Annotated in this window: 14 protein-coding genes; 10 read left to right on the top strand and 4 right to left on the bottom strand. The window is 46.1% G+C overall.

Going from position 1 to position 13,098, the window contains the following annotated elements; all coding sequences use genetic code 11:
* Position 1 precedes the first annotated feature (1 nt).
* Entirely contained in the window at positions 2–322 is a 321-nt protein-coding gene (gene cyaY / locus Q4549_RS14055; protein WP_303552474.1) for an iron donor protein CyaY, read from the bottom strand.
* Positions 323–402: 80 nt separating this feature from the next.
* Here cyaY and Q4549_RS14060 point away from each other — a divergent pair, with 80 nt between their 5' ends.
* From Q4549_RS14060 to uvrD, 7 genes are read left to right on the top strand one after another with little or no spacing between them, the layout of a single operon-like run.
* Positions 403–531, top strand: coding sequence for a lipoprotein (locus Q4549_RS14060; RefSeq protein ID WP_137674468.1), 129 nt, complete (start codon positions 403–405; stop codon positions 529–531).
* A gap of 28 nt (positions 532–559) precedes the next feature.
* A complete protein-coding gene (lysA, locus tag Q4549_RS14065) occupies positions 560–1,813 on the top strand; it encodes a diaminopimelate decarboxylase (RefSeq protein ID WP_303552471.1) in 1,254 nt (417 codons plus the stop codon).
* A 4-nt stretch (positions 1,814–1,817) separates the two neighbouring features.
* Entirely contained in the window at positions 1,818–2,648 is an 831-nt protein-coding gene (dapF, locus tag Q4549_RS14070) for a diaminopimelate epimerase (RefSeq protein ID WP_137674470.1), read from the top strand.
* Entirely contained in the window at positions 2,645–3,349 is a 705-nt protein-coding gene (locus tag Q4549_RS14075; protein ID WP_137674471.1) for a DUF484 family protein, read from the top strand. Before dapF ends, Q4549_RS14075 begins: the two co-directional genes overlap by 4 nt.
* Positions 3,350–3,358: 9 nt before the next feature.
* Entirely contained in the window at positions 3,359–4,252 is an 894-nt protein-coding gene (gene xerC, locus Q4549_RS14080; RefSeq protein ID WP_303552468.1) for a tyrosine recombinase XerC, read from the top strand.
* A gap of 12 nt (positions 4,253–4,264) precedes the next feature.
* Entirely contained in the window at positions 4,265–4,972 is a 708-nt protein-coding gene (locus tag Q4549_RS14085) for an HAD-IA family hydrolase (protein WP_303552465.1), read from the top strand.
* Positions 4,973–5,005: 33 nt separating this feature from the next.
* A complete protein-coding gene (gene uvrD / locus Q4549_RS14090; RefSeq protein WP_303552463.1) occupies positions 5,006–7,180 on the top strand; it encodes a DNA helicase II in 2,175 nt (724 codons plus the stop codon).
* 29 nt (positions 7,181–7,209) lie between these two features.
* Here uvrD and rarD read toward each other — a convergent pair whose 3' ends face one another.
* The 3 genes from rarD to Q4549_RS14105 form a co-directional block, all read right to left on the bottom strand.
* Positions 7,210–8,118: an EamA family transporter RarD gene (rarD, locus tag Q4549_RS14095; protein WP_303552461.1), complete on the bottom strand. Its 909-nt coding sequence runs from the start codon at positions 8,116–8,118 to the stop codon at positions 7,210–7,212.
* 96 nt (positions 8,119–8,214) lie between these two features.
* On the bottom strand, positions 8,215–8,811 hold the full coding sequence (locus Q4549_RS14100; protein ID WP_303552455.1) for a hypothetical protein: 597 nt from the start codon (positions 8,809–8,811) through the stop codon (positions 8,215–8,217).
* A 113-nt stretch (positions 8,812–8,924) separates the two neighbouring features.
* Positions 8,925–9,389 carry a thioesterase family protein gene (locus tag Q4549_RS14105; RefSeq protein WP_303552454.1) on the bottom strand — a complete coding sequence of 155 codons (465 nt, stop codon included), beginning with the start codon at positions 9,387–9,389 and terminating at the stop codon, positions 8,925–8,927.
* 143 nt (positions 9,390–9,532) lie between these two features.
* On the opposite strand from Q4549_RS14105, the gene recQ reads away from it, so the two are divergent.
* From recQ to Q4549_RS14120, 3 genes are read left to right on the top strand one after another with little or no spacing between them, the layout of a single operon-like run.
* Positions 9,533–11,320 (top strand): DNA helicase RecQ, encoded by a 1,788-nt coding sequence (gene recQ, locus Q4549_RS14110; protein WP_303552451.1) that lies wholly within the window; start codon positions 9,533–9,535, stop codon positions 11,318–11,320.
* A gap of 32 nt (positions 11,321–11,352) precedes the next feature.
* Positions 11,353–12,774, top strand: a complete 1,422-nt coding sequence (locus Q4549_RS14115; protein ID WP_303552448.1) for a YdiU family protein — start codon at positions 11,353–11,355, stop codon at positions 12,772–12,774.
* Positions 12,762–13,070, top strand: coding sequence for a hypothetical protein (locus tag Q4549_RS14120; protein WP_303513576.1), 309 nt, complete (start codon positions 12,762–12,764; stop codon positions 13,068–13,070). Before Q4549_RS14115 ends, Q4549_RS14120 begins: the two co-directional genes overlap by 13 nt.
* Positions 13,071–13,098 lie beyond the last annotated feature (28 nt).

Raw genomic sequence — 13,098 nt, forward strand, 5'->3', positions numbered from 1 at the left:
CTTAATCAAAGCTTAACTGTTCGCCACTTTGCTTGGTGATTGATTCCACCAAGAACGACCAAAACTCCACACCACTTCTATTACAAATCCACTGCTGTTCAGTTTCATGCCATTCGAAATGGAAACCACCAAATTTAGTGGCTAACCAAAGCTGATGCAAAGGCTCTTGTTTGTTTATCACCATTTTACTGCGGTTTTCGAACTCTAAATTGAGTACCCCGCCGTTAACATCACACTCAATATCGAAGTCGTCACTGTCCATGGTTTGTTCGATACGTTCAAAGGCTTGGTCTACCAATTGGTGATATTGGCTATCATTCATCACAATCATCCTATCCTATTGCTTTTCTTGCTTCGAATGCGGATTATAGAGGGCATTCAAAAAAGAATCATGGCTTAATCATGAACAAACAAGCAATCGCCGTTATTTTGCTTAGCATCGGGCTTAGTGCCTGCGGTCAAAAAGGACCGCTTACTCACCCGCAAGCCGCGCCAGAGAGCGCCCCCGAGCAAGTAACTCCAAGCGAGTAAGCAACGCAACACAATAAAGGACAGATCATTGGATTTTTTTAGTTATCAAAACGAGCAATTAAACGCTGAACAATGCTCGGTAGCTGATTTAGCACATACCCACGGTACGCCTCTGTACGTATATTCTCGTGCCACCATCGAACGTCATTGGAAAGCCTTTGACAATGCCGCCGGTGAGCGTCCACATTTGATCTGTTATGCCGTTAAAGCCAACTCCAATTTGGCTGTGTTAAACGTGATGGCGCGTATGGGCTCGGGCTTTGATATTGTCTCGGGTGGTGAACTAGCACGGGTGATAGAAGCTGGCGGTGATCCGGCTAAAGTGGTGTTTTCTGGCGTAGCAAAAACCGAAGCCGAAATAGCCGATGCGCTTAATCATGGTATTTACTGTTTTAATGTTGAGTCTGAGCCTGAGCTCGATCGCATTAGTAGTGTTGCTCAACGCTTAGGTAAAGTAGCGCCCATTTCTCTGCGCATTAACCCTGATATTGACGCGGGTACGCATCCTTATATCTCTACTGGCCTTAAAGAAAACAAATTTGGTATCGCGATTGAGCGTGCTCCACAAGCTTATGCTTATGCCACTAGCCTTAAAGGTTTGAAAGTAGTGGGCTTAGATTGCCATATCGGCTCACAACTTACCGAGATAGCCCCTTTTGTAGAGGCGATTGATAAGTTACTGGCTTTAATCGATCAACTTGCCGAACAAGGCATTGTTATCGAGCACCTCGATGTGGGTGGCGGCTTGGGTGTGAACTACGATGATGAAACACCGCCAGAACCTGCCGAATACGCGAGCGCATTAGCTGAGCGATTAGGCGATCGTCAACTGAAATTATTATTCGAACCGGGCCGCGCGATTATGGCTAATGCTGGCATTTTGGTATCAAAAGTAGAGTTTTTGAAAATGTCGGAAAGTAAAAATTTCGCCATTGTTGATGCCGCAATGAACGATTTATTACGTCCGGCCTTATACAGCGCATGGCAGCGTATTGTGCCAGTGATAAAGCGACCAGAACTAAGCAGCACCAATTATGATGTTGTAGGCCCCGTGTGTGAAACCGGTGACTTTTTAGGTAAAGACCGCGAGTTGGCGATTGAGCAAGGCGATTATATTGCGGTGCGTTCAGCAGGAGCATATGGCTTTACTATGAGCTCTAACTACAACTCTCGCTGCCGAGCGGCTGAGATAATGGTAGATGGCGAAAAAGCTCACTTGGTACGCAAACGCGAACCTTTAGTGTCTCTTTGGGCCGGCGAAACGCTGCTGCCTGAAGGATAAGCCAATGTTAGTAAACTTTACTAAAATGCACGGCTTGGGGAACGACTTTGTGGTTATCGACAATGTCACCCAAAATGTGTTTTTTAACCAAGAAGTGATTAGTCGCTTGGCTGATCGCAACTTTGGTATTGGTTTCGATCAATTTTTGGTGGTGGAGCCGCCCTACGATCCTGATCTAGATTTTCATTACCGTATTTTTAATGCCGATGGCAGTGAAGTAGAACAATGCGGTAATGGCGCACGTTGCTTTGCCCGCTTTGTGGTGAACAAAGGGCTAACCAATAAACGCAATATTGGGGTAAGCACCAAGTCTGGCAACATCGTTTTGCACGTAGAGAATGACGGACAAGTGACCGTGAATATGGGGGTGCCGGAGTTTGAACCGAGTAAAGTCCCGTTTCGTGCTAAAAAGGCCGAAAAAACCTATATTCTTCGTAATGATGAACAAACGGTATTTGCGGGTGTGGTGTCTATGGGCAACCCGCATTGCGTACTTGAAGTTGATGATGTTAGCCAAGCGCCATTAGAAACCTTAGGTAAAAGCTTAGAGAAACATGATCGCTTCCCGCAAAAAGTTAACGTGGGTTTTAGCCAAATAATCGATGATAAAAATATTAAGCTGCGGGTATTTGAACGCGGTGTAGGCGAAACCCTTGCTTGTGGCACGGGTGCATGTGCCGCTATGGTGGTGGGTCGCCAACAAGGCAAGCTTGCCGAGACAGTGAATGTAGATTTGCCCGGTGGGCGTTTACAAATTCAATGGGCTGGCGAAGGAAAACCGGTGAAAATGACCGGCCCAGCTACAATGGTTTTTGATGGTCAGGTGCATATATGAGTGAGTTCGATCTTTCGCAACCGCTGTTAATAGATGAAAGCTTGGTGGTCGAGTTCTTGCTCGACAACCCCGATTTTTTTGCCCGCCATCCCAGTTTAATTAAACAGCTACGTTTACCGCACAAAGAAAAAGGTGCGGTTTCGTTAGTTGAACTCCAAGTACAACGCTTGCGCGATAAAGTACTCAGTTTAGAACAAGAAATTACTGATCTGATGACAGTCGCTAGTCTCAATGAGCGCATTTATCACGTATACGTTGATCTGCTACCTGACTTAATGGCCTGTGATTCTTTTGCTGAATTACAACACCGTTTAAGTCGCGCTTTAGTGGATGACTTAGGTGTCGAGTGTGTATCAATGCGCTTAAGCCAAAAGTTGTTCAATCTTGAAGAATTGCCAGAAGAATACGGTTTAGAGCATGAGCAAATCGAGCGAATCAGAGTCACTCGCCTTAGCCAGCAACCGCATTATTTTGGCCGTATGTCTAAGGGTGAGTTAGCGGTATTATTTGATAATACTGACGACATTGCTTCGGTAGCATTGATGCCTCTGGGTATTAACGCTGAACTCGGCTTTTTTATTGCCGCTAGTCGCGATGCCGACCACTATGTGGCTGGTATGGACAGCTTACTGCTAACCCAGTTATGCCAAGTGATTAACAGTTTGCTATTGCGCCTTGTTCCGTTAAACGCTGAGCAATAAAGGCTTCCCATGCAGGATGATATAGAGCTGTTTCTCCATTATTTAGAGGTGGAGCGACGCTATAGCCCTGCCACTATTAGCTCCTACCAACGTAGCTTATTACAACAGCTTAAACTTCTTAATGGTTTAGGTTGCCAGGCTTGGCAGCAGGTAGAAACCGCACATATCAGAAGTGTTTTACTCAAACTTAAAACCAGCGGTTTGTCGGCCCGTTCTATGGCGAATAAACTCTCAGCCTTGCGTAGTTTCTTCAACTACCTACTTCAGCAACAAAAAGTGAGTTTTAATCCCGTTGCTGGTGTCGCTGCGCCGAAACAAAGCAAACCCTTACCTAAGAACCTAGATGTAGACTCGCTTAATCAATTGCTATCGATGGAAGGTGACGACTTGGTAAGCAGCCGTGATTTGGCGATGATGGAGCTGCTCTATGCCAGTGGCATTCGCTTGGCCGAGTTGGTGGACTTAAATGTTGCAGACATCAATTTTGAACAGCAGCAAATTATTGTTACCGGTAAAGGTAACAAGCAGCGCTGGGTGCCTTTTGGCAGTAAGGCCGCAACAGCGTTAAAACATTGGCTTAAGCAGCGCCGTTTATTAGTAATGGATGAAGAAGAACCTGCCTTGTTTGTGAGTGTTCGCCAACAGCGTATTAGCCACCGTACTGTGCAGAAGCGCTTGCAACATTGGGCACAACAAATGCAACTTACGGCAACCCTTCATCCGCACAAATTACGCCACTCTTTTGCTACTCACTTGCTTGAAAGCAGTGGTGACTTACGTGTTGTGCAAGAGCTGCTAGGCCACGCAAACTTGTCTACCACTCAAGTGTATACTCACCTTGATTTTGCTCACCTAGCCACCACCTATGACGCGGCGCACCCGCGAGCAAAACGTAAATCTTAAGCGAGCTAAAGCATGATTTTTTACCGAAGTTGGTCACCTGTTCAGGCGCTATCTTTTGATTTAGACGATACCTTATACGACAACTGGCCTTATATTCATCGAGCCGAGCAGTGGTTAATCAATCACTTAAAAACTGAGGTGCACGCGGTTGCACATTTAACCACTGGCCAATGGCAAAGTTATAAACGCCGTATCATTAAAAAGCACCCTGAACTAAAGGGTGACGTTAGCGCTTGTCGGGTTGCTTGGTTGAGTTTAGCGTTTGTAGAACATGGTATGCCGAGTACTGAAGCGCAACATAAAGCAGAGCAAATTTTCCAGCAGTTTTTAGCTGTGCGCAGTGACTTTACGGTTCCTGAGGCAAGCTTGGATTTGCTGCAAAAACTCAAAACGCGTTATCGTTTAGTGGCGATTACCAACGGTAACGTAGATATTGATAAAATTGGTTTAGCTGGGGTGTTTGAGTTAGAGCTCAAGGCTGGCGGGGTATTTAAGGCTAAACCTGCCGCCGATATGTATTTATATGCCAGCCAGGTCTTAGAGTTGGTGCCGCACCAGATAGCCCATGTGGGTGACCATTGTGTGACTGATGTGGCTGGTGCTGCTAAAGCGGGCTACCGCTCTATCTGGCTCAATCAACACAGCCAACAAGCGCGAAAACTGCAAGCCTTGCCCGATATCGAAATAAGCCAGCTGGCACAACTGCAACACCTGTTATAATATACAGGTGTTTTTACCCCTCAAGAGAGCACCATGGATATTTCTGAGCTGTTAGACGGCCTCAATGATAAGCAGCGCGAAGCCGTAGCTGCTCCCCCAAGCAATATGTTGTTACTGGCCGGTGCCGGTAGTGGTAAAACGCGCGTATTGGTGCACCGTATTGCCTGGTTAATGCAGGTAGAGAACGTTTCGCCGTTATCTATTTTGTCGGTGACTTTTACCAACAAAGCTGCAGCCGAAATGCGCACGCGGGTAGAAAAGTTAGTGGGCAACCGTTTCCAAGGCATGTGGATGGGGACGTTTCACTCCTTGGCGCATCGCTTATTACGCGCTCATAGTCGAGATGCTGGCCTGCCTGACGACTTTCAAATTATTGACTCCGACGACCAATACCGGCTGTTGCGTCGCTTAATTAAAGCGATGAATTTAGACGAGAAACAGTGGCCAGCCAAGCAAGTTCAGTGGTATATCAATGCGCGCAAAGATGAAGGCCAACGCGCCGAGCATGTTGATTACAGCAATAATCCGATTGAGCGTCAGCAATTAGAAATTTACCAGGCTTACCAGCAGGCATGTGATCGTTCCGGTTTGGTCGATTTTGCCGAGTTATTATTGCGCGCCCACGAGTTGTGGCTAAAACAACCGCATATTCTGCAGCACTATCAGCAGCGTTTTCGACATATTCTGGTAGACGAATTTCAAGATACCAACACCATTCAATACGCTTGGCTACGCATGTTGGTTACCGATCAGAATAATATCACTATCGTCGGCGATGATGACCAATCTATTTATGGTTGGCGTGGCGCGAAGATTGAAAATATTCAAAGCTTTGAGTTAGATGTGCCTAAAGTAAACACCATCTTGCTCGAACAAAATTACCGTAGTAGTGCCAATATTCTTAAGGCGTCTAATCAGTTAATCGAAAACAACCAAGGGCGCATGGGCAAAAGCCTGTGGACCGACGACAAAGAAGGCGAGTTGATCTCTATCTATACCGCCTTTAACGATATTGACGAAGCCCGCTTTGTGGTCGCGCGTATTCAGCAGCGAGTTGAAGAACAAGGTGCCAGCCTAGCGGATTGTGCCATTCTGTACCGAAACAATGCGCAGTCGCGGGTTTTGGAAGAAGCTTTGATGCAAGAGCGTTTAGCCTATCGAATTTACGGCGGCCTGCGTTTCTTCGAGCGCCAAGAAATCAAAGATGCTCTGGCTTACCTGCGCTTAATCAGTAATCCACATGACGATGCCTCGTTTGAGCGAGTAGTAAACACTCCTACTCGTGGTATTGGCCAGCGCACCATTGAGTTATTGCGCCAAGCCGCTCGAGAGCAGCAACTTAGTTTATGGCAAGCGGTTGATTATTGTTTACAGCAAAATGCCTTGTCGGGTCGTGCGGCTAACGCAGTGAAGCAGTTTATTGAGTTGCTCGGCCAATTAAAGCAGCAAACCCAAGAGATGGCGTTAGGTGAGCAAACCGACTACGTGATTAAAGGCTCTGGCCTTTTAGCTATGTACCAAGCGGAAAAAGGCGAAAAAGCCCAAGCGCGTGTAGAAAACTTAGACGAACTGGTCACTGCGACTCAGCAGTTTACTCAAATGGAAGAAGACCAAGATCTGTCTCCTTTAGTGGCGTTTCTCTCTCATGCGGCTTTAGAGGCCGGTGATAATCAAGCGGAGGCTGACGAAGCTGCAGTGCAACTGATGACTTTGCACAGCGCTAAAGGTTTGGAGTTTCCAGTGGTCTTTTTGGTGGGGGTGGAAGAGGGCATGTTCCCTAGTCAGCAATCAGCCGAGGAGTCGGGTCGTTTAGAAGAAGAGCGTCGCCTTTGTTATGTGGGCATGACCCGCGCCATGCAAAAGTTGTATTTATGCCACGCCGAAAGCCGTCGCTTGTGGGGCAAAGAAGTCTTTCACGCTCCTTCTCGTTTTTTACGTGAGTTACCGAGCGAATGTTTAGATGAGATTCGTTTGAACACCGCAGTAAGCAGGCCAGTGCAACAAGGGCGTTTTTCTCATCAAATTCAGCAAGCTGCCTTTGATGATAGTGGCTTTAACCTTGGCCAGCGGGTCTCTCATCCTAAGTTTGGCGCAGGCATTGTGCTTAATTACGAAGGCTCTGGTCAGCAAAGCCGCGTACAAGTGCAATTCGAAGAAGCCGGCGCTAAGTGGTTGGTATTGGCTTATGCGCGATTAGAAAAGATCTAAGCGCTAAAGAGAAACAAAGTAAAAGCAGCCTACTGGGCTGCTTTTTTTTGTTGGCGTTGTTTGCGCTGGTTACGTAAGGCATCCCAAGTAAATACCCCTAAACCCACCCAAATAAAGGCAAAGGTGAGAAGTTTCATCGGTTCTAGCTCTTCACCGTAAACGCTGGTGGCTAACATAAACATCAATGATGGGCCGATGTACTGGAAAAAACCAATGGTGGATAACCGTAAGCGGGTAGCTGCGGCAGCAAAGCACAGTAGCGGCAAGGTGGTAACTATGCCTGCGCTCAGTAACAACACGTTAAGGCCTGTGCTGTTATGGGTTAAGTGACTGGTGGGCGAATCAGCAAATATCCATAAATAAGCGGCAGCTAGCGGCAATAACCACAGGGTTTCTACAAATAAACCCGGTAGCGCACCCAGGTTAACCTTTTTCCGCAACAAGCCGTATATACCAAAACTTACCGCTAAACTCATGGCTATCCAAGGTAAAGAACCATAGCTAATAACCTGAATTAATACACCGATTAAAGCTAAGCCAATGGCTGCCCATTGGGCACGACGAAAGCGCTCGCCCAAAAACAGCATGCCTAATATCACGTTAAATAAAGGGTTGATGTAGTAACCCAAGCTGGCATCTAACATCCGGTCGTTGTTAACTGCCCAAATAAAAATTAACCAGTTAATGCCAATAAGTACCGAGGTTAACGCCAAGGTCGCTAACTGTTTAGGGCGTTTAATCACCGCACTTACCGCCGACCATTGCTTACCCACACCCAGCAATACAGTGATAAATAAACAGGACCACACCACTCGATGCGCCAAAATCTCGTAAGCGGGCACCTCGGTCAGGCTTTTAAAATAGACGGGAGCAATTCCCCACATAATGTACGCGGCGAGAGCAAATATAACGCCGTGTTTAGCGGTTTGATTAGGCATAAAAAAGGAAAAAGGGAGAAAAGTCAGAGTAGTGTAGCAGGCGATTAGCTAAGCAGCCATATAATAAAAGGCTGTAATCAGCCTAGTTTCCGCTTATTACACTGCTGACGAAGTTTCGCAGTATAGCTTTTGCCAAATCTCAAAAAGGGCTGAGTCTTGCTGACAAAGAGTACCGAGTTGTTTAAGTATTTTGGGCGTATTAGCCACTGGCTCTTCAAGTAGCAGGTGCAGTAGGTGTCCCAGCACACCATGAATAAAGCGATCGTTTAGTGGCTCATGGTAACTTTGCCAAGCTCGAACACAACTATACCCAGGAATAATATCGTTGGCGTAACTGGCGAGTATGCGCAAAGGCCAAGGGCGCTGAATTTCATCTTGCTTGTTTAAGCACTCTAAAAGTGGCTCTTGAATATGTAAATAACGCACTCGGCAGCGATCGCGTTCGTTTAAGCAATCATCATGAATTTGCTCAAAGTGTTGCAGCTCTTGTTGGGGTTTTACAAATATACCTAATTGCTTACATTCAACAATTCGGTAATCAGGGAAGTGAGCAAAGTCACCGTATCCATTTAACTCGTGTTCTAACCATAGTTCCAAATCCTCATGTTCTAAGCTACTTGCGAGTTGCTGTGCTTCTAACAATAGTGCATCTAAGGTTTTGATTAACTGGGGAGAACTGAGAGTTGTACTCATGACTTTGCAAGCCCTATGTTGCAGTAGATTAGCTTGTTCAAGTATAGCTATAACTGGGTGAAATACTTGAAAGTTGACGCAGAAATTACAGTTTAAATGGCAACTAAACGTGGCTAGCCAACCAAGTAAGTGCCGGTGCCAAAGGCAATGTGAGTACCCTCTTGATTATGTAGCTCCATACGAGTCACCGTGACTTTGTTACCGGAACGTATTACTTCTGCAGAGGCATAAAATACCTCACCAATACCGGGGCGCAAGTAGTCAATGCGTAAATCGATGGTGCCGGTTTTGCTGATTCGAGCCGATAATTCTTTGCTAGATAAATCTTCTAAGCGGTTGATCGCAGCCGCTGCAGCCGTCATTCCACCTGCTACATCCAAAATAGTTGCAGTAACCCCACCGTGCAAGATGCCATGAATGGGATTGCCTACTAACTTAGGGTCCATAGGCAAATTTAGCTTTACTCCAGACGCACTGTATTCAACAAGCTCAATGCCAAGTAACTGATTAAACGGCATTTGATTAATGAAAGTATCGGCGATGGCTTGTCGCCACTTTTGCTGTCGTGAACTGGTCATCTTGCTTCCTTACAAAATTAAACGCTTGTTTAAATACTGTATAGTGAGAAAAGAATAAAGGCAAACCAAGACAAGACCGCAGCGCTTGATTACAATGGCCGACCGATTAAGTCACAACCCGGTTTTTGGATGTTTTACCTGTAATGCAACGCGCCCAGCAAGTTCTACAAGATGTCTTTGGTTTTTCCGAATTTAGAACCGGGCAAACGGCCATTATCCAGCGTTTGCTGGAAGACCAAGACTGCCTAGCGATTATGCCTACAGGTGGTGGTAAATCTCTGTGTTTTCAAATTCCGGCTTTGGTTAAACCGGGTTTAACCGTCGTTATTTCACCGCTTATCTCATTGATGAAAGACCAAGTAGACAGCTTGCAACACAATGGCGTTAATGCGGCTTACCTTAACTCTAGCTTAGAGCGTGACCAGCAGTTTCAAGTTTATAAAAGCTTGCAACAAGGTGAGCTAAAACTACTCTATATTTCACCGGAGCGTTTAATTAATGGGGACTTCTTGCAGCGCTTGCAAGAGCTACCTTTGGCGATGTTTGCCATTGATGAAGCACATTGTATCTCTCAGTGGGGCCATGATTTTCGTCCTGAATACAATGCATTAGGCTGCTTGAAACAAAATTTTCCTAATGTTCCTTTGGTGGCCTTAACCGCAACCGCCGACGACACCACGCGTTTAGATATCTTGCAGCGACTTAACTTAGGCGAAGCCTTTACCCATATTTCAAGCTTTGATCGACCAAACATTCGTTATACCTTGCAAGAAAAGTATCGCCCATGGCAGCAGCTTAGTGAGTACGTAAAACGACGCCGCGAAGACAGTGGCATTGTGTATTGCAGCAGCCGTAAACGGGTTGAAGAACTGGCGTTGAAGTTAAGTGCTGAAGGTTTACGCAGCGCCGCCTACCATGCTGGCTTGCCTATTGAGCAACGCCAATTAGTGCAAGAGCAGTTTCAGCGAGATGAAATTGAAGTAGTGGTGGCCACGGTCGCTTTTGGTATGGGTATTGATAAACCTAATGTGCGCTATGTATTCCACTATGATATTCCGCGCAATATCGAAGCTTACTACCAAGAAACCGGTCGTGCTGGCCGTGATGGCACCGAAGCAGAAGCGGTATTTCTTTATGATCCTGCCGACGCCAACTGGGTGCGCAGAATTATTGAAGAGAACGAAAACGAACAACAGCGTCGCGTTGAAAGCCATAAATTTAACGCGATTGTGGCATTTGCCGAAGCGCAAACCTGCCGCCGCCAAGTATTGCTCAACTACTTTGGCGAGTATTTAGCTAAACCCTGCGGTAACTGCGACGTATGTTTAGATCCCCCCAAACAATATGACGGTCTGCAAGATGCTCAAAAAGCCCTATCTTGTGTTTACCGTTTGGGTCAGCGCTTTGGTATTGGTTATGTTATCGAAGTATTGCGTGGCAGTATGAGCCAGCGTATTTTGGAACAGGGTCACGACAAACTCTCTACCCACGGTATTGGTAAAAGTGCTAGCCACGAGCACTGGATGAGTGTGTTAAGGCAGCTGATTCATTTAGGTTTGCTGCAGCAGAATATTGCGCGTAGCTCGGTACTACAATTAACCGAAGCTGCACGGCCCTTCCTTAAAGGTGATCAAGCTTTGTCGTTAGCCGTACCGCGCTTAAACACCACCAAGCAAAGTAAAAAGACTGCCAGCTATGGGGTATATGATAAGCGTTTGTTTGCCTTGCTGCGTAATTTAAGAAAGCGACTCGCCGACGAAGAATCGGTGCCGCCTTTTGTGGTGTTTAATGATGCCACCTTAATTGAAATGGCCCAGCAATTGCCGCAAACTCAGCATGAAATGTTAGCCATAAGTGGCGTGGGTTTGAAAAAATTAGAGCGTTACGGTTATCAATTCATGGGTTTAATAGACCAATACCAAGCCAGTTAACGGCGAGTTAGTTGCCAAAAAGAGGATCACATATGGAGTTTGTGAATCGTTTTTCCACCGCATTGCCCGAGCTCTGCCATCAGCAGCAGCCTACGCCTTTGCAAGATCCTGAGTTGGCTATTGTTAGCTATGATGCCGCAGCATTGCTTGGCTTTGACAAAACCTTTATGGCTGGCCCCGAAGTCTTAGGTTTAACCGCTGGCAAGCTATTAATTGAAGGCATGCAGCCGGTATCTACGGTGTATGCTGGTCATCAGTTTGGCGGCTATTCTCCGCAATTAGGCGATGGCCGAGCGTTGCTACTCGGCGAGCTTAAAACTGCGCAAGGCGACTACTGGGAACTGCAGCTAAAGGGCTCTGGGCTCACTCCTTTTTCTCGCCAAGGCGACGGAAAAGCTGTATTGCGTTCCACCATTAGAGAATTTTTAGCCAGCGAAGCGATGGCGGCACTAGGCATTGCGACAACTCGCGCATTGAGTTTGTCGGTGGGCAGTGGTTTAGTTCAACGAGAGCGTTTTGAGAAAGAAGCGATGTTAGTGCGTATGGCGCCTAGTCATATTCGTTTTGGCCATTTTGAATACCTTTATTATCAGCAACAAACTCAGCCCTTAAAGCGTTTAATCGATTTTTGTTTAGAACACTATTTTAGTGATTGCCTAACACACCAAAATCCAGTGTTGGCAATGTTGCAGCAGGTAGTCGATAGCACCGCGTTAATGATTGCCAAATGGCAAGCCGAAGGCTTTTGTCATGGAGTGATGAATACCGACAATATGTCGATACTCGGGCTCACCATTGATTATGGTCCTTATGGCTTTTTAGATGATTATAATCCCGGCCACATTTGTAATCACAGCGATCACTATGGCCGTTATGCCTTTAACCAACAGCCTGGTGTAGGTTTATGGAATTTACAGCGTTTAGCCCAAGCCTTGTCAGACTATGTACCTAGCAACCAAGCTGAACCTTTATGGATGCGCTATCAGCAAACAATTAACCAGCACTATCAGAGCTTGATGTTAAGCAAACTAGGTTTAACGCAATGGCAAGATGAAGACGAAGCGTTGCTGGGTCAGTGGCTTAGCTTATTGGCCGAACAGAAAGCGGATTATCATCAAAGCATGCGGGCTTTGGCTGCACCTTTAGCACAGTTACCCGAAACATTTTCGGCATCGTGGCACACATGGTTAGGCCGTTATTCAGAACGTTGTCAGCAAAATGAACTCAGTCAGCAACAACGTATTGCGGCTATTAAACAGCACGTACCAGAATATGTATTGCGTAATTATTTGGCGCAACAAGTAATAGAAAAAGCAGAACAAGGCGATTATACAGAGTTACACGCCCTGCATCAGGCCTTGTCTCAGCCTTTTACCCAGCAGCAAGGCGCACAGTGTTTTGCGGCACCCCCGCCAGATTGGGGGAAGTGTTTGGAGATCTCATGCAGCAGTTAACGACCTTATTTGAAGTGCTTGAAGAGCATGCCGTGATTAAACTTAATCACTTATTTGAAGAACAGCAGTTTTTAGCTCAAGCGCAAGACTTTATTGAACAACAAGCTTGGCCTATTTCGTTTGCCGAACAAGGGGCCGATTGGTTGGTACTGGGCTTTTACCTAGAGCAGCAATTGTGGTGGTGGCGTTTTGATGCCCTAACCGAAAGTGCTTGGTTTGAATGCGCGAATAGTGAGCATTTTCAAGCCAGCTGTACGCCCTTACTGGCTGTGTTAAAACATGCCAGTTTTGGATAAACAAAATTAAATTTTCAGGCTGGTTAAA

It is taken from the genome of Agarivorans sp. 2_MG-2023 (assembly GCF_030548085.1).
Lineage (GTDB): Bacteria > Pseudomonadota > Gammaproteobacteria > Enterobacterales > Celerinatantimonadaceae > Agarivorans.

Excerpts from the sequence above, each read along its gene's own strand:
- cyaY (WP_303552474.1), bottom strand. The coding sequence starts at position 322 with ATGAATGATAGCCAATATCACCAATTGGTAGACCAAGCCTTTGAACGT.
- Q4549_RS14060 (WP_137674468.1), top strand. The coding sequence starts at position 403 with ATGAACAAACAAGCAATCGCCGTTATTTTGCTTAGCATCGGGCTTAGT.
- dapF (WP_137674470.1), top strand. The coding sequence starts at position 1,818 with ATGTTAGTAAACTTTACTAAAATGCACGGCTTGGGGAACGACTTTGTG.
- Q4549_RS14075 (WP_137674471.1), top strand. The coding sequence starts at position 2,645 with ATGAGTGAGTTCGATCTTTCGCAACCGCTGTTAATAGATGAAAGCTTG.
- xerC (WP_303552468.1), top strand. The coding sequence starts at position 3,359 with ATGCAGGATGATATAGAGCTGTTTCTCCATTATTTAGAGGTGGAGCGA.
- Q4549_RS14085 (WP_303552465.1), top strand. The coding sequence starts at position 4,265 with ATGATTTTTTACCGAAGTTGGTCACCTGTTCAGGCGCTATCTTTTGAT.
- uvrD (WP_303552463.1), top strand. The coding sequence starts at position 5,006 with ATGGATATTTCTGAGCTGTTAGACGGCCTCAATGATAAGCAGCGCGAA.
- rarD (WP_303552461.1), bottom strand. The coding sequence starts at position 8,118 with ATGCCTAATCAAACCGCTAAACACGGCGTTATATTTGCTCTCGCCGCG.
- Q4549_RS14100 (WP_303552455.1), bottom strand. The coding sequence starts at position 8,811 with ATGAGTACAACTCTCAGTTCTCCCCAGTTAATCAAAACCTTAGATGCA.
- Q4549_RS14105 (WP_303552454.1), bottom strand. The coding sequence starts at position 9,389 with ATGACCAGTTCACGACAGCAAAAGTGGCGACAAGCCATCGCCGATACT.
- recQ (WP_303552451.1), top strand. The coding sequence starts at position 9,533 with ATGCAACGCGCCCAGCAAGTTCTACAAGATGTCTTTGGTTTTTCCGAA.
- Q4549_RS14115 (WP_303552448.1), top strand. The coding sequence starts at position 11,353 with ATGGAGTTTGTGAATCGTTTTTCCACCGCATTGCCCGAGCTCTGCCAT.
- Q4549_RS14120 (WP_303513576.1), top strand. The coding sequence starts at position 12,762 with ATGCAGCAGTTAACGACCTTATTTGAAGTGCTTGAAGAGCATGCCGTG.